Annotated in this window: 19 protein-coding genes; 10 read left to right on the top strand and 9 right to left on the bottom strand. The window is 61.2% G+C overall.

Annotation, left to right across the window (positions count from 1 at the left end):
* The first annotated feature begins 2 nt into the window (after window positions 1-2).
* From dph2 to ACYJ11_RS12890, 6 genes are all read left to right on the top strand, one after another.
* Entirely contained in the window at window positions 3-1,049 is a 1,047-nt protein-coding gene (dph2, locus tag ACYJ11_RS12915; protein ID WP_461648065.1) for a diphthamide biosynthesis enzyme Dph2, read from the top strand.
* A gap of 60 nt (window positions 1,050-1,109) precedes the next feature.
* A complete protein-coding gene (locus tag ACYJ11_RS12910) occupies window positions 1,110-3,038 on the top strand; it encodes a PAS domain-containing sensor histidine kinase (RefSeq protein ID WP_461648064.1) in 1,929 nt (642 codons plus the stop codon).
* Window positions 3,031-3,477: a response regulator gene (locus ACYJ11_RS12905; protein ID WP_188976585.1), complete on the top strand. Its 447-nt coding sequence runs from the start codon at window positions 3,031-3,033 to the stop codon at window positions 3,475-3,477. Before ACYJ11_RS12910 ends, ACYJ11_RS12905 begins: the two co-directional genes overlap by 8 nt.
* Before the next feature lie 2 nt (window positions 3,478-3,479).
* Window positions 3,480-4,553: a sensor histidine kinase gene (locus ACYJ11_RS12900; RefSeq protein ID WP_461648063.1), complete on the top strand. Its 1,074-nt coding sequence runs from the start codon at window positions 3,480-3,482 to the stop codon at window positions 4,551-4,553.
* A gap of 96 nt (window positions 4,554-4,649) precedes the next feature.
* Window positions 4,650-6,209: a sensor histidine kinase gene (locus tag ACYJ11_RS12895; protein WP_461648062.1), complete on the top strand. Its 1,560-nt coding sequence runs from the start codon at window positions 4,650-4,652 to the stop codon at window positions 6,207-6,209.
* A gap of 50 nt (window positions 6,210-6,259) precedes the next feature.
* Window positions 6,260-6,886, top strand: a complete 627-nt coding sequence (locus tag ACYJ11_RS12890) for an METTL5 family protein (RefSeq protein WP_461648061.1) — start codon at window positions 6,260-6,262, stop codon at window positions 6,884-6,886.
* Here ACYJ11_RS12890 and ACYJ11_RS12885 read toward each other — a convergent pair.
* Window positions 6,883-8,541, bottom strand: coding sequence for a rhomboid family intramembrane serine protease (locus ACYJ11_RS12885; RefSeq protein WP_461648060.1), 1,659 nt, complete (start codon window positions 8,539-8,541; stop codon window positions 6,883-6,885). The two genes, ACYJ11_RS12890 and ACYJ11_RS12885, sit on opposite strands and share 4 nt — an antisense overlap.
* A gap of 115 nt (window positions 8,542-8,656) precedes the next feature.
* Window positions 8,657-9,076, bottom strand: a complete 420-nt coding sequence (locus ACYJ11_RS12880; RefSeq protein WP_461648059.1) for a DoxX family protein — start codon at window positions 9,074-9,076, stop codon at window positions 8,657-8,659.
* 136 nt (window positions 9,077-9,212) lie between these two features.
* Here ACYJ11_RS12880 and ACYJ11_RS12875 point away from each other — a divergent pair, with 136 nt between their 5' ends.
* Both ACYJ11_RS12875 and ACYJ11_RS12870 read left to right on the top strand, forming a co-directional pair.
* The gene (locus tag ACYJ11_RS12875) at window positions 9,213-9,563 is read left to right on the top strand and encodes a winged helix-turn-helix transcriptional regulator (protein WP_005534904.1); all 351 of its coding nucleotides are present in this window, start codon (window positions 9,213-9,215) and stop codon (window positions 9,561-9,563) included.
* Between the two features lie 46 nt (window positions 9,564-9,609).
* Window positions 9,610-9,936, top strand: coding sequence for a hypothetical protein (locus ACYJ11_RS12870; RefSeq protein ID WP_461648058.1), 327 nt, complete (start codon window positions 9,610-9,612; stop codon window positions 9,934-9,936).
* A 1-nt stretch (window position 9,937) separates the two neighbouring features.
* On the opposite strand, the gene aglJ is transcribed toward ACYJ11_RS12870, so the two are convergent.
* Complete coding sequence (gene aglJ / locus ACYJ11_RS12865) at window positions 9,938-10,984, bottom strand: S-layer glycoprotein N-glycosyltransferase AglJ (RefSeq protein ID WP_461648057.1); 1,047 nt, start codon at window positions 10,982-10,984, stop codon at window positions 9,938-9,940.
* 330 nt (window positions 10,985-11,314) lie between these two features.
* On the opposite strand from aglJ, the gene ACYJ11_RS12860 reads away from it, so the two are divergent.
* Window positions 11,315-12,163, top strand: coding sequence for a TrmB family transcriptional regulator (locus ACYJ11_RS12860; RefSeq protein ID WP_461648056.1), 849 nt, complete (start codon window positions 11,315-11,317; stop codon window positions 12,161-12,163).
* On the opposite strand, the gene ACYJ11_RS12855 is transcribed toward ACYJ11_RS12860, so the two are convergent.
* The 3 genes from ACYJ11_RS12855 to ACYJ11_RS12845 all read right to left on the bottom strand — a co-directional run bounded on the left by ACYJ11_RS12855 (window position 12,154) and on the right by ACYJ11_RS12845 (window position 15,838).
* Entirely contained in the window at window positions 12,154-13,608 is a 1,455-nt protein-coding gene (locus tag ACYJ11_RS12855; RefSeq protein WP_461648055.1) for a sulfatase, read from the bottom strand. The two genes, ACYJ11_RS12860 and ACYJ11_RS12855, sit on opposite strands and share 10 nt — an antisense overlap.
* Before the next feature lie 2 nt (window positions 13,609-13,610).
* Window positions 13,611-14,588, bottom strand: coding sequence for an alkaline phosphatase family protein (locus tag ACYJ11_RS12850; RefSeq protein WP_461648054.1), 978 nt, complete (start codon window positions 14,586-14,588; stop codon window positions 13,611-13,613).
* A gap of 68 nt (window positions 14,589-14,656) precedes the next feature.
* Window positions 14,657-15,838 (bottom strand): glycosyltransferase family 4 protein, encoded by a 1,182-nt coding sequence (locus ACYJ11_RS12845; protein ID WP_461648053.1) that lies wholly within the window; start codon window positions 15,836-15,838, stop codon window positions 14,657-14,659.
* 125 nt (window positions 15,839-15,963) lie between these two features.
* Between ACYJ11_RS12845 and ACYJ11_RS12840 the strand changes: the two genes are divergently transcribed.
* Window positions 15,964-17,388 (top strand): sulfatase-like hydrolase/transferase, encoded by a 1,425-nt coding sequence (locus tag ACYJ11_RS12840; protein ID WP_461648052.1) that lies wholly within the window; start codon window positions 15,964-15,966, stop codon window positions 17,386-17,388.
* A 13-nt stretch (window positions 17,389-17,401) separates the two neighbouring features.
* Here ACYJ11_RS12840 and ACYJ11_RS12835 read toward each other — a convergent pair whose 3' ends face one another.
* The 3 genes from ACYJ11_RS12835 to ACYJ11_RS12825 form a co-directional block, all read right to left on the bottom strand.
* Entirely contained in the window at window positions 17,402-18,838 is a 1,437-nt protein-coding gene (locus ACYJ11_RS12835) for a flippase (protein ID WP_461648051.1), read from the bottom strand.
* 157 nt (window positions 18,839-18,995) lie between these two features.
* Window positions 18,996-20,135 (bottom strand): glycosyltransferase family 4 protein, encoded by a 1,140-nt coding sequence (locus ACYJ11_RS12830; protein ID WP_461648050.1) that lies wholly within the window; start codon window positions 20,133-20,135, stop codon window positions 18,996-18,998.
* 105 nt (window positions 20,136-20,240) lie between these two features.
* A complete protein-coding gene (locus ACYJ11_RS12825; protein WP_461648049.1) occupies window positions 20,241-21,887 on the bottom strand; it encodes an ArnT family glycosyltransferase in 1,647 nt (548 codons plus the stop codon).
* Window positions 21,888-22,051: the final 164 nt, after the last annotated feature.

Here is a 22,051-nt window from a genome sequence, read left to right as displayed (position 1 = left end):
CAATGAGTCAAGAGCGGACTGACGGCGACCTCCGGAACACCGGACTGTCGCTCAAGCACGACCGCGAGTGGGATTACGAACTCGACCGAATCATTGAAGCTGTCGAGGAGCGCGACGCCGAGAAGGTGGGCCTGCAGTTCCCAGAGGGACTGAAGCGCCGTGGCCCGGCCGTGGCCGATGACCTCCGCGAGCACCTCCCCGACGACGTGACGGTGCTGCTCTCGGGCCAACCCTGTTACGGTGCCTGCGACCTCGATACGTACATGATGCGCCGGACGGACGTGTTCGTCCACTTCGGCCACTCACCGATGAAGGAATCGGACAAGATCATCTACGTGCCGCTGTTCTCCAACGTCGATGTCTTCCCCATCATGCAACAGGCTCGCGAGGAGCAGCTCGCCGACCCTGAAGAAGACCCCGATGTGGGGCTGGTGACGACGGCCCAGCACATGAACAAGTTCGATGAGATGCGCGAGTGGCTGGAGGAGCGCGGCTACACCGTGCACACCCGGCGCGGCGACGAGCGACTGACCCACGAGGGACAGGTACTCGGCTGTAACTACGCCAGCGCCGACGTTGACGCCGACCAGATGCTGTACGTCGGTGGCGGAAAGTTCCACCCGCTGGGGCTCGCGATGGAACACCCCGACAAGCACGTCGTCATCGCCGACCCGGTCAACAACGTCGTCACCGTCGCGGACACGGAGAAGTTCATGAAACAGCGCTACGGCGCAGTCCACCGTGCGATGGACGCCGAGTCATGGGGCGTCATCTTCTGTACCAAAATCGGACAAGGCCGCTGGGATCAGGCCCAAGAAATCGTCGAGAACAACGAGAACGCCTATCTCATCACTATGGACGAGGTGACGCCGGACCGGCTGACGAACTTCGGAATGGACGCCTACGTCAACACTGGCTGTCCGCGTATTACCACCGACGACGGTCCGCAGTTCAAGAAGCCGATGCTCACCCCCGGCGAGTACGAGATCGCCATCGGCGAGAAGCCGCTCGATTCGCTGGAGTTCGACACCTTCCACGGCACCTGGTAGCGTTCTCACACCTGAGAACGGCGGGAGTACAGTCTTGTAGCCTGCCAGCGCACCACACGTATGGCTTCTACGGAGGACACTGCTCTTTTCCGCGACGTGTTCCAGGCGAATCCGGACCCGATTATGATCCACGACGCCGACACCGGGACTGTCGTCAGAGCTAACGAGGCAGCGGGCGCGTTGCTCGGGCGTCCGCCGGCAGATGTCGTCGGGATGCACGTCGGCGAGTTCAGCCCGCCGGGGTTCTCGACGGCGGACGCAAACGCCCTGATTACGGAGGCAGCCACGTCGGGGTCGGCGCAGGTCGAGTGGACGACACAGGGCCCGGACGACGAGAGCCGGCGGGTCGAAGTGTCGCTCGAACGCGCCGTCATCGACGACGTAACCCGTGTTGTGGCGTTCATTCACGACGTGACCGAGATCCGCCGACAGGAGCGCAAACACACTGAACGGAGCAGACAACTCCAGACGCTGATCGAGAACCTCCCGGTCGTCGTGTTCACACTCGACCCTGATGGCGTCTTTACCTACTCGGCCGGGAAGGGGCTGGACGAACTCGGGATCGAACCCGGCGAGTTCGAAGGGGCCTCTGTGTTCGAGGTCTATAGCCAGTATCCAGACATCATCACTGCCGTCGAGCGAGCGCTGGACGGGGAGGAGGTCCGGGTGACCCAGGAGATCGACGGCCTCGTCTTCGAGACGTGGTATCGGCCGGTGTTCGACGACGGAGAGCTAACGCAGGTGGTCAGCGTCTCCCGCGACATCACTGACCTCAAACAGCGCGAAGCACGCATTGAAACACTCAGCGAGGCGACGAATGAACTGCTGTACACTCGCACGGAGCGTGCGGTCGCGGACACGGTAACGCAGATCGCACAGCGCATCATCGACCAGCCGCTGGCGGCGATGTGGTCCTACGACAGCGACGACGACACCCTCTATCCGATCGGTGCAACAAGCGAGGCGGCAGACTTCGCGGCGGTGGAGACGGCATCTGACCTCCCACCGATGGGTCCCGAAAGCGACGAAAACCGCCTGTTCCACGATGGCAGCCCGACCGTCGTCGAGGACTACCAAACGCTATCGAACCCATCAGTCCCTCAGACACCGCTGCGGACGGTGCTGTTTCTCCCGCTTGAGGACTACGGGATGCTGTGTATCGGCTCGCCAACTGTCGAATCCTTCGACAGCCACGAGCGGTTCTTGCTCGAAATTCTTGCGAGTACCGGGGCCGCTGCGCTGGACCGGGTCGAACGGGAAACCCGGCTCAAATCCAAGCAGACGGAACTCGAACGATCGAACGAGGCACTTCAGCAGTTCGCCTATATCGCGTCGCATGACCTGCAGGAGCCCCTCCGAATGGTGTCGAGTTACGTCGACCTGCTGGACAGCGAATACGGCGACGACCTCGACGAGGAGGCGGCCGAGTACATGGCCTTCGCCGTCGACGGGGCTCGCCGAATGCAGGAGATGGTCAACGCCTTGCTCCGGTACTCGCGGGTCGAGACAAACTCGGGCGACTTCGAGGAAACAGACCCGGAGGCGGCGCTCAACCGGACGCTAGACGCCTTGCAGATGCGAATAAAGGAGGTGGACGCGACCATCACAGCGGAGTCACTGCCACCCGTCGAAGCCGATCCGAACCAGGTCGGGCAGGTGTTCCAGAATCTGCTGGAAAACGCCATCGAGTACTCCGTGGAAGCCGACATCGAACCCCGCGTCGAGGTCAGCGCCGAAGAAGACGACGACATGGTGACGTTCACCGTCTCGGACAACGGCCCGGGGATTCCGGCAGCGGACCGCGAGGAGGTGTTCGACATCTTCCACCGCGCCGGAGCCCACGACACGGAGGGAACTGGCATCGGGCTGGCCGTCTGCCAGCGAATCGTCCTGCGCCACGACGGGCGTATCTGGGTCGAACCGTCGGACGACGGCGCGACATTCAAATTTACGCTGCCCGCGGTGACGGAGGTGAGTGGCGATGACTGAGTCCTCCGAAGGTCGGCCAGTGGAGATTCTGCTGGCGGAGGACAACCCCGGCGATGTCAAGCTGACCGAGAAAGCGCTGGAGAAGGGGAAGGTGCTGAACAATCTGCACGTGGTCAACGACGGCGTCGAGGCACTGGCGTTCCTCCGGCAGGAAGGAGAGTACGACGACGCACCGCGGCCAGACCTGTTGTTGCTCGATCTCAACATGCCACGTAAGGGAGGACAGGAGGTCCTCGAAGAGATGAAAGACGACGAGTCGCTCCGGCGGATTCCGGTCGTCGTGCTGACCAGTTCCGAGGCGGAAGAGGACATCATCGAATCGTACGACCTCCACGCGAACGCCTACCTGACGAAACCGGTCGACTTCGACGGGTTCGTCGACATCGTGAGCAGCATCGAAGATTTCTTCCTCACGGTCGTCAAGCGGCCGCCGAAATAACGATGGCTGAGTCGGTACATCTCGACGTGCTCCTCGTCGAGGACAACCCGGGCGACGCTCGACTCGTCGAGCACCACCTGAACTCGCCGGCTGTGGCGCACTTCGTCGATGACGTGACGATTTCCCACGTCGAGTCGCTAGCGCCGGTTGACGAACAGTCGGGGGCAGCCTACGACGTGGTGCTGCTCGACCTCGGACTCCCCGAGTCGACAGGGCTTGCGACGCTCGACCGGGCAACCGAGATCGTAGAGGGAGTGCCGATCATCGTCCTCACCGGGATGCAAGACCGGGAGGTGGCTATCGAAGCGATCAACCGGGGCGCACAGGACTACCTGCCGAAAACGGATCTGGACGGCGATCGACTCGTGAGAGCACTCCGGTACGCAGTCGTCAGGAGCCGCCAGCAGCGTGCCATTCAGCGCCAGACCGACCAGATGGACTTCTTCAACAGCATTCTGCAACACGACATCCTCAACGGGATGAACGTCATTCGGGCGCGGGGCGAACTCCTCGAAGAGACACTCGACAGCGAGGAACGCGAGTACGCGTCGACCATCGTCCAGTGGAGCGACGACCTCATCGAACTCACCGAAAAGGTCCGGTCGGTGCTGGAGACGGTCACCGAAGAGGACGGACGGGACCACGAACACCGGGAGATCCAGGCCGTCCTCGGCAATGCGGCGGACCGCGCCCGGTCGGTCAGCGACGACTGTACCGTCACAATCGAGCCACAGGCGGTCACTGTTGTCGCTGACGAGTTACTCGATGACGTGTTCGGGAACCTCTTTCTCAACGCAGTCGAACACGGTGGCAACGACGTGACTATCGACGTGACGACGACGGTTGCGGACGGCACTGTGACTGTCTGTCTTGCGGACGACGGGGAGGGTATACCGAGCAGCGACGCTCGCCGCATCTTCGAGCGTGGTGAGAAGGGGTCTGAGTCCGGCGGGACTGGCTTCGGCCTCTACTTCGTGGACACGATGGTCCGGAGTTATGGCGGCGACGTCTGGGTCGAGGACAGCGACCACGGCGGCGCGGCGTTCTATGTTGAACTCCCGCGTGCAACTCTATAGGGATGATCGATCGTCATACCATTATTGGTCGGCCGCATTTCAGCTTCTGAGAAACGGGTCCGAATCTTCAATTCCGGGGAGGTCGACTCACCTGTTATGGATGATCCGCTGGACGGGACCGAAGGTAGCGATTCGGAGGAGCGAGATCGCTATCTGGCAGCTATGCAGGACCTCACTGCGGCGATGGCGGCCAGCGGAACTACCTTTCAGGAGCGTGTAGAACCGGTCTTGGCCGTCGGGCGAGAGCATCTGGGGTTCCCGAACGGCCACATCACGGTCGTCTCTGGGGACGAACACAAAGTCGTCGCTAGCAGTGGTCTGGCATCAACGATTGCAGCGGGCGTCGAACGCCCACTCTCCAAAACGTACTGTAAGCACACCCTCAACGACTCCGGGATTCACATCATCACTAACGCGAGCGAATCGATGGCGGCCGACCCTGCATACAAGGAGGCCGGACTGGAGGCGTACGTCGGCACGACGCTTCGGGCGAACGGGTCAGAATACGGGACGCTGTGTTTCGTCAACGATGATGAGGCGATTACGGGGTTCTCGGACTGGCAGCAGACGCTGCTCAAGCATCTGACGCAGTGGGTCGAAGCAGAGATTGAACGCGAGATCGCTGTCGATTCACACGAGGAGAGCCAGCGGCTGTTGGAAGCGACGTTCAACTCACCGGAGACGTTCATCGGCATCGTTGAGGCCGATGGAACCCTTATCAGGGCAAACGAAACAGCACTTGGGTTCATCGAGGGTGACGCTGAAGACATCTCAGGAAACGCGATCTGGGAAACGCCCTGGTGGAACCACGATGCGGCGACAGCGCACCGTTGTCGGGATGCTGTCGAGCGTGCGAGTGAGGGCGAGATGGTCAGGTTCGAAGCCGAGCACGTCAGCGCGGACGGCCAGCGCATCTCGACCTCCGTCGTGGCCCGGCCGGTAACGGTCGACGGGAGCGTGCAGAAAATAATCGTCGAGGGAACAGACATCACCGACCTCAAGCGCCGCGAAGAGCAAATGGAGTTTTTCAACAGTATTCTCAGGCACGACATCCTCAACGGGATGACGGTCATCGAGGCGCGCGCAGAAACGCTTGCAGACGCACTTGACGGGACACAGGCGACCTACGCCGAAACGATTCTGGACTGGAGTCAGGACATCGTCGACCTCACACAGAAGGTCCGGAGCGTCCTGAGCACGATGTCGGATGACGGGCTGACAGAGGCAGAGACAATCGCCCTGGGACCGGTCGTCGAAGGGGCAACGAAAAAAGCGGCCTCGATGGACGAGGACTGCACGCTCAGGACGGACATCCACGGCGATATCGAGGTCGTGGCTGACGACCTTCTCGACGATGTCGTCGGAAACATCTTGACGAACGCTGTCGAGCACGGCGGCCCAGGTACCACAATCGAGGTGACGACGGAACGTGTCGGGCCGATGGTTCACCTTCATATTGCTGACGACGGGCCCGGGATACCACCCGCAGAGCGTGATGCAATCTTCGAGAAGGGAGAGCGTGGAACCGAATCGACAGGGACCGGGTTCGGACTCTATTTCGTCTCGGTGATGGTCGATAGCTACGGCGGCAACATTTGGGTTGAAGAAAGCGACCTCGGCGGCAGCGAGTTCGTCGTTGCGCTCCCGGTAAAATAACTACTGGGCATTTCCAAACGTTTTTGAATGAATCGGGCGTATCTCGGGTAATGCCGACAAAGAGTGCGCTCGCCCAGCAACTCGCCGTTGTCGCCGGGTTTGACAACCCGCGGGCCAGTCTCGAACAGTACCGGACACCACCGGATCTGGCCGCCCATCTGGTCCATACGGCGGACCTCCAGGACGATATTCAGGGACAGACGGTCGTCGACCTTGGCTGTGGCACCGGGATGTTGGCGCTGGGTGCAGCACTGCGGTCGCCGGCGCGGGTGGTCGGGCTAGATATCGACCCCGCACCGCTGTCGACGGCGCGTGAAAACGAGCGGAAGGTCGGGTCGACGACGCCAGTGTCGTGGATTCGAGCAGATGCCACCACAGCCCCGCTGTGTCCGCCTGCCGAAGAAACCACCGTCGTCATGAACCCGCCCTTTGGCGCACAGTCGGACAACGAACACGCCGACCGACGGTTCCTCGAAACTGCCGCGTCCATCGCGGGCGTCTCGTACTCGATTCACAACGAGGGAAGCCAATCGTTCGTCGAATCCTTCGCCGGGGACAACGGCGGCGAAGTGACCCACGCCTTCGAAACGGAGTTCGACCTGCCGCGACAGTTCGACTTCCACGAATCGGATCGACAGGCGATTACGGCGGAAGTGTACCGCATCGACTGGACCTAGCTCCGCGTCGCTTGCTGGCGGTGCTCGGCGATTTTGACGCGAGTGCCGTCCGTGCGTGCGTATAGTCGCGAGCGGTTCCGCTCGAAAGTCAGCCCGCCGATCCGCGTCCGCGTCATGTTCGCCGGGAGCGGTGCCTGCCCGAGCGTTTCGTTCCGCCGTGTTACGACCACATCGAATCCGTTCTGCCGGGCCGCCACTGTTACGTTCCGTCCGTCGAGTATCACGTCCGCCGTCGACGGCTCCGAGGTGTACGCCGTCCGGGGCTGGCCGCCCTCACGCCTGAGTTGGACCCGGTAGACGCTGGAATTGCCGAGGACCGACCAGTCCGTCCGGTTTGCGTACACTGACTCGCGCCAGGTCGCCCCGCCGACCGTGACTCGCTCCTGACCGTTGACGGCGAGCCGGCCCGGTTGGACGGCGGCGATCCAGACCTCCCGCTCCGCGCTGGCGACGATGACGCCGCTGGCGTTGACGCTTGTCCCCGCTTGCTCCGTTGGAACCCAGATGCTCTCGAAGTACGCGTTCGGGACGTTCTCGTCGTAGGTCACCACGTAGTCTCTGACCTCAATGCCGTCTTCGGGGAGCTGGTCCGCCTGCAGGTCGACGACGTTCGTCGGGACGGCAGCGAGACTCAGTGCACCGAGGACGACAAGCAGAACCATCACTGCGAGTGACGCCGGGCGTCGGTCGAACGACGGGCGAAAACGCCGGTCAGAACCGATGGTCGCCGCGGCGACGACGAGCGCGAGGACAAACACCAGTGCCGTCCCGACCCAGCGGAACAACCGAAACCGGCCGCCGCCGAGCGGGATGTACACTGCCCAGAGTCCCTGTGCGACGGCGAACACGAGCGTCGCGAAGAACACCCGCAGCGTATCGGGGCGTTCGTCCCGGTTCCACAGTAGCACGAGGGCCACGATGACGCCGGCCAAGATACCGATAGCGTGTCCCTGAATGGCGATGTTGGACCACCACGGCGTCACGAAGCGGGTCTGACCCGAGGCCGTCGACACGGGGTAGCGAAGCGCCGAGTACAGGAGGTCGAGCACGCGATTCCCGAGAAACGCACCGAGAAACAGCGTCGGCCGCGTCACGAGCGCGAACCCGGCAATGGCAAACACCACGCCGGAAAAGCCCACAACCGGCCCGATAGCGAACACCGCGGAAAACACGCCCACAACGAACATGGTGACGGGAACGGCCAAAATCCGGGCGAACGGGTTCGTCCGAAGCGACGTGAAGGTCTGGACGCCCCGCTCGCGAGGGTAGTGTCCCCAGACGTACTCCGCGACCGTTCCGTACACCAGTGTCCCCATGAGGTTCCCTGTGATGTGGCCCTGACTGCCGTGGGTAAAGGCCCCGGTAAGCATCCCGAACGGGTAGAAGTACGACCACGTCCGGAACGGAGTAACAAGCGGGTTCCGTGGATGCCACCACGCGCCCTGCAAGAACAGGTACACTGCCGCGACACCCGCAATCGTCAGCAGCGTTCCCCACGGGACTCCGAGGAGGAGTCGCGCCCGTATTCCGTCGCCTAGTCGTACATCCGAGAAGCGGCGGACGGCAAGGAGGACAGCGAGCACCACGGCGAGGACGACCGCTTCCTGCCACGGGAGCCATGCAGGCATGGCCGGCGTCGGCAGCGACTGCATCATTCACGCACAGTTCAGGTACGGGACGGCTTATGGATGGCGGCAGGTGTCATTCCCGAATAGTGATTGGTGGGGTGCGGGCTGTGGTCAGGCGACCGGATTAGACAGGGTCGCCGCCTCAGAACAGGGACAGACCGACGCTGTATGGCCACGCCGTGCCGGCCACCGCAAGCAGCGACAGCGCGCCGCCAGCAAGTGCGATGTTCTTGAGGAACTGCGTCATCTCGTCTTGCATCTGGTCGTCCGGGACCGCCCAGAAGTCGTGCATGGTGATGGCGGAAGCGATGAGGAACGTCGCCAGCGCCCCGGCTGCGATGACGGGGTACACACCGAGGATGACGAGGATACCGCTGACGAGGAGCAGTCCACCGCTCCCGTAGACCGATGCCGCGGGTGCCGGGAGCCCCTTCGCCTCCGCGTAGGGGGTCATCTGTCCGGCGTTCTGGAAGTGGTTCAAGCCCATGAAGGCGAGCACCCCACCGAACAGGAGTCGGCCCAGTAAGAACAGTTCACCCGCACCGGCGGACTCGAACGCCATCAGGCGCTCACCTCCGGGGCAGGGGTAGTTTCGCTACGAGACTGTCGAACCGCGATTGGTGGTTTCATTACGTTACTTGGTTCGTATCCGAACCTATTTGTACGTTCCCGGACAAAGAGGATACCAGGTAGCACCGATGTCATCTGAAGTATTCACCGCTGCGGAGGAGGAGGAAGAGAGCGGACCGTGTGCCGTCATCGAGTCGCTGGAACAGATCGGATCGCGCTGGCGACTGGTCGTGCTCCACGAACTCCAGAAGGGCGAACAGCGGTTCAACGAACTCAAACGCGCCACCGACGCCAGCTCCCGAACCCTCTCCCGGGTCCTTGACGACCTTCAGGAGATGGACTTCGTCGACCGACGGCTCGAAGAGGACGCACCCGTCGCGACGTACTATCAGCTCACGCCGAAGGGTGAATCCCTCTGTCCGGTGTTCGACGAAATCGAGGACTGGGCCGAAGAGTGGCTGGCCGGGTGCAAGAACTGACCAGACAACGTAGACTTTTCTATCCCCCGGCCCCATCGCTTTAGCAATGGGAGTACGGCCACCAGCCGATAACAGCGACGAGCCAGACGTCATCGAGTTCGGTATCGCGGCACTCGACGCCCGCCTGTCGGACGTGGATATCGAGTATCCTGCGACACCAAGGGAGGTTCGGGACGCCGCCGGCCACATCGCGGTCCCGTTCGACGCGTCGGGCCACTCGATGACCGTCGCCGAGGCGCTCGAGGAGACGAACGCCACGGAGTTCGACAACGAGCAGGAGCTACTCAACGACCTCCATCCGATATTCGAACGGAAACGGGAAGCCACGAAAAACAGTCTTCTCTCCCAGCTTCGCGCGCTGGTCCCGTTCTAACTCACTCGTCGGGCTGGTACGGAGACACCGCCGGCTCTGTCTCTGTGTCGCTATCTTCGGTGTCTTCCCCGTCGCCGACCTGCTGGTCGTCGAGCAGGTCCACCGACCGATTGCGGCTCTCGTGTGTGAGTTGGACGGCAATATCCTCCAGCCGGCGGGTTTGTTCGCGGTTCACTGCCACGAGCATATCGGACAGGACGCCGAACATGAGAAGCTGAATCCCCAGCAGAATAGCGAATGAGCCGATAACTGCGATCACCTCGTGTGAGATGCTGTTGACAACCCAGTCGTAGGCCACGTACGCGCCGAGCAGGAACCCGACCACGGTGCTCCCGAGGCCGACGCTCCCGAAGTAAAACAGGGGGTTGTTGGTCTTTGCCATCTGGTACAGCGTCAGGATAATCGTCGCGCCGTCACGGAACGGGCGGAGGTTCGTGTCGGACTCGTCGGGCCGGGGCTGGTAGGTGATCGGCACCACCGCCGTCGAGATGTTGTGTTTGACACACTCGACGGCCATCTCCGTCTCGATACCGAAGCCCGACGCCGTCAGCGAACTCCGCTGGAAGGACTGTCGGGTGAACGCTCGGTACCCCGAGAGGATATCGGTGAGGTCGCGCCCGTGAATCGTTTCGAAGGCACTGTTGATGATGCGGTTGCCGATCTGGTTCAGTTTCGTCATCGCACCGGGTTGCATGTCCGCAAACCGGTTTCCGATGACGTGGGCGGCCTGGCCCGACAACAGTGGTTCCAGTAGCCTGTCCGCCTCGTCGGGCCGATAGGTCGCGTCGCCGTCAGCCATCAGGACGTACGGTTGCTCGATGTGGCGTGTCACTGCCTCCCTGACAGCCTGTCCCTTCCCCGAGCCGGACTGTTCGACGATTTGTGCACCGGCCGATTCGGCGAGATCCTGTGTCCCGTCGGTCGAGCCGCCGTCGATGACGAGGACGTTGTCAAAGCCCTGCTCGCGGAACCCGGACACGACCGACTCGATAGTCTCGGCCTCGTTGAATGTCGGCAACAGTATACAGACGTCGTCTCGGTCGGCCATTGATTCAACGTCAGCCACCCGAAGGCAAATAAATGCGGGTCTGGCCGCGTCCGGGTTTTCGGTCCAGATCCTTGCCAGTCATTGGCGAAAAAGCGGTGACAGCCGGGAATAGCCGACGACAACCGTATCAGTCGTCGCGCTGCTCGCTCATGTGCTCCCAGACCTCCGCACAGCCACAGCCGTCTTCGATGTCTGCCAGGTGATCGTCGTCCTCTGTCTGGGATGTCGCAGTCATGTTACTCACTCTGCGAGTAACTACTTGCCGCCACCCACTAATAGATTCCGGCGTCGGGCGACGCGTTTTACATCCCCTGCCACACATGGGCGTGTATGAGCGACCCTGCGGACGTGTTCGACCTGGTTGGGCTGACCGAATACGAGGCGACGGCGCTGGAAGAGTTGCTCTCGCTCGGCCGGACGACGGCCCCGAACCTTGCGGAGGCCAGCGGCATCCCGAAAGCCCGCGTCTACGGCGTGCTGGAGTCGCTGTCCGACCGGGGCTTCATCAAGGTGATCCCCGGCCGTCCAAAGGAGTACCAGCCGAAATCTCCCGGCGACATCCTCGACCGGGCCGTCGAAAACCGCAGGCAGTCATACGAGTCGTTTACCGCAGACATCGACTCCTACCGCGACAGCTTCCTCGCCGAGTACGAACCGCGGTTTGAACGGGCGAGCGAAGACATATCACCGACAGCCGAACTGTTCCACGTCGTTGACGTGGGCGAACCGAGCGAACGCGAGACCCGCCGGCTGTACGACGACGCAGAGGAGACACTTCGCGTCATCACCAATAGCTTCGCTTACCTCGATAACGTCGAGCGCGCACTGGCAGAGACACTCGACCGCGGCGTCGATATCAACGTTCTCTTTCTGCATCCCGATGCACTCCCAACGGAGAAAGCTGCTGTACAGGCCGACATCGTTGACCGGCTGACAACGGAGTTCCCCGCCGTCGACCTGCGGTTCAGCACGGAGAAGCTCCCCTGGCGCGGCACGCTCGTCGACCCGAGCATGGACTACGACAGCGGCGAAGCGATTCTACTGGTCGAGGAGCCGGACATTCCCAACCACATGCGCCAGGCCGCGATTACCGACAACGGCTCATTCGTCGCTGGAATGAAGCGCTACTTCGATCTGATCTGGGAGTACGAAAGCGTCCCGACGGAGCGTCAGACGTAGCCGAGGTCTTCCAACCGCTGGTACGTCCCGTCGTCAAGGTCATCGAAGTCTTCACCTGCCGTCTTGACGTCGAGTTCCGCTATCGATTCGAACGCGCGGTCGACGTGCTCGGCACCGTCGTCGGCTATCTTGTACGAGGTCTGGGCGTCGCGGCTGACGACTGTGGCGGCGCGGTCCCGGTTAGTACAGTATTTGACAACTCCCTCACTGTCGTTTTCGAACACCGCTCGCGAGGTGGCGGTCCACGGCGACAGGTCCTCGACGTACGCACTGGCACGTTCCTGCAGCGGTTCGTCGAGGCCGACCGCGGTCGCGATGACCGGGCCGTCAGGACAGAAGCCGGCAGTCTGTTGGTCGCCGTCCCGAACCCGGTCCACAACTCGCGGAAATTCGACCAGCGACGCGGGGCGGTCGACCCGGCGGGACTCGGTCTGGCCCGGATAGCGCACGATGAGTGGGACGTGGAGCACGCTGTCGTGAATCGCAACGCCGTGTTCGGCGACCCGGACGCCCGGGCGAACGTCACTCCGTTCGCCGAAGCCCTCACCGTGGTCGCTCGTAATGACGAGGAGAGTATCGTCGAGCTCGCCACGCTGTTCCAGCGCCGAGATAAGCCGTTCGAGTTCCGCGTCCATCTGGCGGATTGCCCCGTCGTACAATGACTCGACCGCCTTCTTCTGCCACCACGGTCGATGTCCGCCGTTGAAGTCCCACTTCTGGTCCTCGAAGGATGCCTGTAGCGACGACGCCTCCGAGCCGCCCCACTGGTCGTACTCCGGCATCGGTTCGTACGGAATGTGGGCGTCCATCAGGTTGAGACACGCCGCCCACGGCCCGTCCTGTCGGTCGCTCCAGTCCAGCAGCGAGTCCACGTAGACATCTGCCGGCGTCGACGCTCTGACACTATCCGGGAGGAACCGCTTGTAATCGGACTGGAGTTTCGTCGCAGCGCCGTTTGCCAGCGACCGGAGCGGCGCGTCACTGCCCAGCGCGAGTTTGAGGAACTCCATGTACTGTCCGCGGCCCTCGTTTGAGACGAATTCGTGGGGGTTGACTGCGCCCGGGAACGGGACGTTCCGCGCTCCGACGATCTCGTCGAACCCGTCGCGGAGTCCGACGTCGACGGCCGTCAGCCAGTCGTTCTCGGTAAACACGCCGGTACTGTATCCGTCTTCGCGCAGCTGCGTGAAGACCGACGCCGACGGGTCGAGCCGATGCCCGGCCGAGACGATACCGTGTTCTTCGACGTGTAGCCCGGAGAAGATGCTTGCGTGGCTGGTGACGCTTCGCGCACCGGGCGCTCGGGCCTGTTCGTACAGCGTTGCTCGCTCTGTGGCGAAGGAGTCCAGAAACGGCGTCGTCTCGTTGACATGGCCGTAGGCGCTGAGGTTCTGTGCCCGCACGCTGTCGAGGATGACCAGCAGGACGTTTGGCTCGTCCGACATGGCTACATGTACCCGAGGTCTTCGAGGTGCTCTTTGACTTCCGCCCCCGACCGACTGCCCTCGTCCGATGCTGTCACCTGCGGCGTCGACGTGTGGTCGGTCTCGTCGAGTTCGGCTTCGATAGCCGCCCGGACATCGACGACGCTCTCGATCGCGTCAACCATGTCGGGGTCGGTCCCAGCGACCATCGCCTCGTCGGTGTGGACGCCGTCCTGCAGGCCGTGGTCGCTTACCAGCAGTAGTTCGTCGTCGTCTCCGAGGTCGTCTCGGACCTCCCCGACGAACTCGTCGAGTTCCTCGTAGGCGCGGTCCTGCAGCGAGGGCTGTTCGTACGCGACGTGACCAATGAGATCGAGTCCGCTCGTGTATGCAAACACCAGTTCATGTCGGCCACCTCTGAGCGCCCGTCGTGCGCGAGCGAGGCGAACCATCGACATTTCGAGACACTGCTCGTAGAACAGCGCCGGGTCCGTCGACGAGTGCCCGCCTTTCGCTTCGAGATCACGCTCGAAGAGGTCACCGAGGTTCCGTCGGAGGCTGTGTTCGCGGTCCTCTGTGTCCGGATCGATCACATAGTTGGGGATGCCGATCGGTGCCGCCTCCCGACCGTCGAACACCGTCGTCAGATCGTTCTCCTCATAGTAGGTCGCCGGAATCCGGAACGCGTCCTGTTCGGTGTTGTTCAGGAGCCACGCTCCGAGACGCGTCTGTAGCCCCGACGGGAGGAGGTAGTCCGCGGCAGCGCTCCCGAACCGGAGGATGGGATTCTCCCACGCGACGCCGTCGTCGAGCGTGATGCCGTGTTCCGGGGGCCTGAGCCCCGTAATAATCGTCGGCCAGAGCTCGTGGGTGCTGGGGCCACCTTCGACGCTCCTGATCGTCTCGATGGCGTGGTGGTCGGCAAGCGTCAAGTTCGGATGTGCCGTCGAATCTACTAGTTCCGGGTCGAGTGCATCGATACCCAGCACTACGAGGACCATATCTACCCCGAACGTCTCAGTCGATGGCTTAAGACCTTTCGATGCAGACGATAGACGGCGCTACGGCCCTATCCAGACAGCGACCGGTACAGTTTGAGGTACTCCGCCGCGATTTTCCGCCAGTCGTACTTTTCCTCAATGCGGTCTCGTGCCTGTCTGGCTATCTGTTTCGTGAGTTCGTAATCAGAAAGCAAGGTGGTGACGGCGTCAGCGATCGGTGCCGGCGACTCTATCGGAACGACAAAGCCCTCCTCCCCGTCGCGGACCATCTCGCGCGCCCCGGAGATGTCGGTGACGACCACCGGACAGCCGGTCGACATCGCTTCTAAACGGACGAGGGAGAAACTCTCCGATCTCGACGGGTGGATGAAAGCACGCGCCCGAGAGAGGTGTTCACGGACGATAGACTGGTCGACGTATCCGTGGAACGTGACGTTCTCTTCTAGGTCGAGCTGGTCGACCTGCGCGTGCAGTTCGTCTTCCAGTGGCCCATCGCCGAAGACGTTGAGATGGACGTCCGGATACGCCTGTCGGATGCTATCGAGCGCCTCGAACAGGATGTCGTAGCCCTTCCGTTCCCTGAGGCTCCCGATAGCCACGAGTTCCTTGGAATCGGCGGGCTCGCTGTACTCGAAAAAGTCCGGGTCGACACCGAGCGGTATCGTCCGGAGTTTCGACTCGTCGACAAAATCGGCGTACACTTCTCGGGCTTCCTCGTGGACGACGACGACCCGATCTGCGGCCGCAAGCGTCCGTTTGAATAAGTCCATCCGGGGTGGGTCAAGCACCACATCACGCGTTGCGTCGACAGCCCCGTGTAGCGGGTCTGTCAGTGGGCGCGGCAGATCTGACCCGATCCAGGAGGAGACCATACGATTGAACTCTTCGGCCATGATTGCGTGTCCCGCCTGGCAGGGCCCGATAACGACGGGGACATCCCCCTGAAGACCTGAAACCAGAAGCGGATTGAACCACCGGTAGCTGAGGTTCATGTGGTGGTAGATGTCCACAGGACCGTTGCGGAGCTCTCTCAAGAGCGTCCGGTATAATTTCGCGTAGTACGTGATCCGGTTGGAGCCACCGAGCGGATACACGGTGACGTTCTCGGGGTCGAGCCGGTCGGAAACCGTCCGCGTGTATGTATCGACAGTGAACTCGTCGTCGTGGAGGTTATTCAAGAGATTGTAGCTCTTTCCGTATTCGTCGTTAGACATATCCGCCTTTGTCGGCCCGACGAGAACCCGCGGCATGAGTGGTGATGGAGCAGTGGGAGAGTTAACCGTTATGTCTGGCGTTTTGGCATTGGCTGCACTCGATAGTTTGCACGCTGTAGGTCACGAAAGACATATTATTGCGACTCCAGTCACTCAACGCAATGGATTCGCCGAACGTTCTCCTCGTCATTCTCGATAGTGTCCGGGCGAGAAATATGAGTCTCTATGGGAGCGGCGCCCGGACAACGCCGTTTCTCGAACGGTTTGCCGACGAAGCTGAGGTGTACGAACAGGCGCGTGCGCCGAGCATTCACAGCGTCGCAAGCCACGCGAGCATCTTTACCGGCTATCACGTCCCCGAGCACGGCGTGACTAAGCACGAATCAGAGCTTGACCCAGAGAGCACGATCTGGCACGAACTCGCGGCGGACTACGGGTACGAAACAGGAATCTTCACACCGAACGTGGTGGTGGGCGTGTCGTCGAATCTGACCGAACCGTTCCAGACTGTCGACGGGCCGCGGCAAGATCCCGGACATCGCTACTTCGAAGCCGGTATCGCGCCCTCGGATATTGAAGGTCACCAGACAAACCGGGAGTACCTCACCCGGTGCTTCAACAGCGATGCGCCACTGCGGTCGGTCATCAACGGGCTGTACTTCCAGTACTACGACGGCGGAACCGAGGCCGAAGACGAATCGGCCACAGAATACATCGATTCGTTTCTGGACTGGTCAGGATCGCAGAACGGTCCGTGGGCAGCGTGTCTCAACCTGATGGACGCGCACTACCCGTACGAACCGATGCCGGAGTACGACCAGTGGGGCGGTAGCGAGCTACAGGCCCTCCACGACTCCCTGTCAGCCCCGCCGTCACGGGAGATCGTGACAGACGGAGATTGGTGGAAACTCCGAGCAGTGGAGAGCCTCTACGACGGGTGCATCAGGCAACTCGATGCTGCGATGGAGTATCTCACCGCGGCGCTCGAGGAGCGAGGCGATCTGGACGACACGCTCCTCGTCATCACGAGCGATCACGGCGAAGGGTTCGGTGAACGAAGCCGAATCGACCCCCGTGTTCAGGTTGCGGATCACAGCTGGGGCATCAGCGAGGTACAGACGCATGTGCCACTCGTCGTGCGGCGACCGGGCGAGTCAGACGGCGTCGTCGAAAACCGGATCGCGAGCCTCACTCGGCTCCCCGATGTTGTCAGGGACGAAGTGGCCGGCGAGCGTGGTTCGTTTACCGTAGACGACCGTGCAATCGCTATGACGCATCGGCTCGAACAGCCCGAGCGAGTGCTCCCGGCGTCGTGCCAGGATAGATCGAAGTACGGCGGCCCGTGGCGAGCAGTCTATCGACAGGCTGGAGACGACGTGCGAAAGGACGCCGACCACGGGTCAACCGCGCGGACGGTTCTGATAGAGGACGCGCAGGTGTCATATCCGCGGGACGACGAGGAGCCGTCGCTCGGGACCGTTTACGACAGCTTCGAAGACAAGGGCGTTCGGAAGGATCAAGCGGACGAACAGGCACTTGACGACGATGTCGAACAGCAGCTAGAAGAACTGGGATACCTCCGGTAATCGGTCTCACCAGCTACCGCAGCGAGGCGACCTTTGGGACGTTGTCGAGAACGACAGTTCGGAACTGAGAGGAGATAGACACTAGCACTGCGAAATAGGTGGCCGCCCCGAGGATAATGAGTGCGGTCGTAGCGATCTCGTTGGGGAACGGGTCGTTCGCTCGCGCCAGCGCACCGTTGAGGACGGTGACGAGTACACCCATCGCCACTGTTGCCCCGATTTGCCGCGAGATTTCTGCGACGGGAACGCTGAAATCGATGTGTCTGCCAAGGATGTAGTAGCCGCCGATCAAGCTCAGCACCGAGGACGTCGCAGACGCCAGCGCAGCCCCGATCATACCGATAGAGTAGACCAAGACCGCGTTCAGCACCACGTTCGAAGCGATCAGTATCCCGTTTACTTTGAACGCAGCCTTCGGCTGGTCGATGCCCCCGAGTGCGTTCGTGAACTGCTTTTGATAGCCGTAGAACAACACTGAGAGGATGAGGAGTCCGAGAACCTGTGCCCCCTGTGCGAACTCGTCACCGTAGATCCGAAGGATGCGGTTGGACAACAGTAGCCCACCGACGAGGCCAGGTATCGTTACCAATCCGGTGTAGGATAACGCGTCCTCGACGAGGGACGCGACCTGTTGGTCCCGGTCGTCTACCGACAGCTTACTTAGTTCTGGAAACAGCGCGCCACTGATGGACGTACTGAAAATGATGAGGAAGTTCGCAACATTCCACGTGACACCGTAGACCCCAACGAGCGAACTCGGCACAAACAGTCCGAGAATGATAACGTCGGCTTGCTGGAATGTTTTTCCTTCGAGCCGCCCCATCCAGGCGTACTTCGCGTAGTCGATAAGCCGTTCAAAGTGCTTTTTTTGTGGCAAACGGTACGGACCACCGAGAACGTAGAGCCCGCCGATCACGAGGACAAGGCCACCCAGCGCATACCCCATTACGAGTGCAGTCAAGCCGAAGCTGAGAAGTACGCCACCGACCTGTAGAGCCGTTCTGGCGATTCTTCGCGCAACCTTGAGTACCGCCGCGAGGTGAACCTTGTGGGCTCCATTGAGCATCGCGTCGACGTACGACCCGAGCAATCCGACAGCGAGGAGGATAATCACGAATCCGATGCGGTCAACCTCGAAGCTGCTGGTGACAAGGTCCTGAAAGAGCAACAGACCGACAATGATTATGACACCGATAACTGCAATCGTAAGCCCCCCTGCAAGCTTGTATTCCCCGATATCCGTGCCCTCGCTGACTCGCTTCGTGATTGCACTGCCGATCCCGATCGAACCGAGAAGCGAGAGCCACGCGACGATAGAGAGCAAGAGATAGTACTTGCCGAGGACTTCCGGACCGAGTAGCCGTGCGAACAGGATTGTCGCAATGAAGCCAGCCGCAGAAGAGAGCCCCTTCGAAACGAAAGAGATGAACGATGTTTGTCCGATTCGCATCTGTATACATCAGGAGATACACAAGACGTTATTAGAATTTGTTGATATCTCTGTAATCGCAGTAGTGAATCGGAGTATACGGCGGTAACGCACAGAATCAGACTGTGTGTGGCCACAGGTAGCGGGCCAGTTAGCGAAATGGCTATAGCTGCCACACCTACAGTTGCTTGAGTATCGATCTGTACCGCTCACAGGCCGCTTCAAAACTGTACTTGGACTCGATCAGGTCACGTCCGTTCTCACTGATCCTGTCTAGGCCATCTCGTTCGAGAATCTCGAGTATCGTCTCGCGAAGAACGGCTGCCTCCTGTGAATCGAGCAGGAAGCCGGTATCGCCCTCACGGACGACGTCGGGGACGCCCGAAACCGGCGAGGCCAGTACCGGTGTCCCACAGGCTAAGGCTTCCAGAATCGTCGTCGGAAGTCCTTCAGTCGGTTGTGACGGCAACACGAGCAGCGAGAGGTCGTTCAGCTGGTCCGGCACGTCGTCGTGATCCACCCAGCCGGTGAGTTCGACTGCGCCGCGGTCGATCTCTGACGCGAGTTCGGATTCCAGCCACGCCCGGAGGTCACCGTCGCCGATGAATCGGAAGGTCACGTCGGCGGGTAGCTCGGCGGCGACAGCAGCGAGTTCACGGATGTTCTTCTCCTCGTCGAGTCGCCCGAGGAACCCAACGATGCGGTCGCGATCAGCGTAGGGTTGCTGAACACAAAACTCGTCCGTCCGGACGTAGCGCGCGCCTGTGGGGTACACCTCCGGAGCCTCCGGGTGCAGGTCTAGCTGGCGAGCCATCTCCGGCGTGTAGGTGATGACGCCGTGAGCCGCGGCGAAGCCAGCCCGTTCCAGCGCACGCACCGCGCCGGCGAGCCCGGCGGCCACCTGATCGGGCAACTGCTGTTCCCAGTTCAGCCGGAGCGTTAGCGGTACGTCGCCGCGAGGTTCAACGAGAACCGTTTTACCGAGCAACCGAGCCGCAATAATCGGTAACAGGTACGACGTTGCCCCGAAAAACAGAACTACGTCTTCGTCACGGTCGGCTATGACGCGGCACATCCGGAGTTGATTCAGCAGGAACCGGACCGCAGCGGTGACGACAGAGTCACCCGCGCCTTTCTGCGTTAGTTCGACGAGTTCATGCCGGTCGCGAATCTCGGAATCAGCCGGCAAGTCAGCTGTCACGAGCGCGACCGATGTCACAGCCGACAGGATATCAAGCAGGCTTCGTGTGGCGTTTTCCCCGGCAGCAGCAAGGGGATGAGTTACGACGCAGACGCTCGGGAGCGATTCGTCAGTCACAGATTCCGCCCCCGATCAGTATCACGGACGATCCGCTTGCTATCACATGGGGTGGGTAGCCGGAGCGAACAGAGTGCCGCGAGTGATTGCTGCAGACAGTTGTCATCAGCAGGTCGGTTCATCGTCTATCCGTTTCAGCACAACGATAGTCGGGTTCCCGTCCTCGGGGAACGACGAAAGCCCGGCACTGTCTCTGAATTTTCGCTCCGCGCTGAGTTCGGTGTCTACTGGCGGGCCGAACGTTCGGACAATCTCGTAGTCCTCCTCGGCGAACAGCGCCGACATGCGTTCAGTTACATTCGGGTATACGGACGGATCCTTGAAAAAGCGAAAGTAGTGGTAGCTAGAGAGTACGACGTACTCGGGCGCGTTACAGTCCAGACGCTCGAGACCTGGCTGCCACTCTTCACGGGGGAATGTCGAGTGGATGACGTAGCGGTTCACGGTCGCTTCTTCGGGGAACTCCGGGAGGTACACCCGCTGAGAATACACGTCGACAGAATCGGAGCTATCTAGATTGGCGTGCGTCCATTCGGTCGCCTCCTGCCGTGACTGACTGATATCAGCGACACCGGCGGCAGTGTGGACCCCCGAAAAGACAACGGCGAGGGTGAGAAGTCCGATTCCGACCACCCGGACGGAACGAGTGGATCGGGTTAGCTCGGACCCGGCGACGCCAGCGAGAACTGCGAGAATCGGGAACAGTGGCATCACCCGGGGGAACTGTGTCATGTTCCCCTGAATGATAACTGCGAAGTACGGGATCGCATAGAGAAGCAACAACCAGAGCGCATTGTCCAGAGTGCCCCGCAGAAGGAAGGCGACGACGAGCAGCACAGACAGCATCGAGAACAGGAACAGCACAATCCCCTGCCCCTCGGCGAGGTGTGCAAGCTGGATGAGCCACCCGGGATCGGACCAGTTGTACGACACTGATTCGCTCGTGCTGCGAACGACGTACCGGGAAATCTCGTTGGCCCACGAAACTGGATGGAAGAAGATCGACGGAGTTGTCGTCACGTATCCGAGTATCGTCAGCGTCGGGTATTTCCACGCTGCCGTAATGAACTCGACAATGCTTCCCGATTCGTCCCAGTGACGCTCGATGATCACGATAGCGAGAGGGAGGACGAGGAGCCCAGCAGTCGCCTTTGTCGACGCTGCTAGACCAGCGACCAGTGCAGCGGCCAGCAGTGTTCGGGTATCTCTTGAGTGAAACGCACGAACCGTTAGCAGAAACCCGAGCATGAGGAAAAACGTCATCGGGATGTCTTCAGTCGCGTAATGGGCGGTGTGAACGTACCCGACAGTGAACGTCAGAAATGTCGATGCGAGGATTCCGGCACGGCGGTCCAGTAGCTCCTGACCGAGATAGTAGAGGACGATCACGGCCCCGACACCGAACACGACAGAGACAAGCCGACCGGCGAACAGCACGTCGTAGAAGGCTCTGAGCAGGTCCGGGGATACGCCCCAACTCGGTGAACTCCCGACGTTAGCAGCGCCCGAGATGATTTCGCCAAACTGGCCGGTCGCGAGCCAGTACAGCGTCACCGGGACAAAGGAGAGCGCTAGAAGGTAGAGATGGAGGTTCCCTCCTTTCCGAAAGTTGTCTATGAACGGGTTCTGCTCGTATCCCATCCTGAGAGCGAGTTCGATAGCACCGGTCTCGTCCGGAAACGTCAGATGTGGGCGGAGTCGCCAGGTGCCAAAGACCATCAGCAGGAACGCAGCGATCGCAATGAGCGGCACAAACGGCTCACGTCGGACCGACTTGCTGATTCTGTTCCACGGACTAGAGGGCATTTCCTCGTGATTGACCACTGACTGTAATAGTCTGTACGGTTCTACGAGACGGCGTCCTGATCAGCGGTCTCTGTGTCGAGTTCGGGTGCGTGTTTTTATCGATCAGATAG

The sequence above is a fragment of the Haloarcula sp. H-GB5 genome (assembly GCF_054850705.1).
Note: the sequence above shows the minus strand (reverse complement) of the source record. Positions and strands in the feature narration are given on the sequence as shown.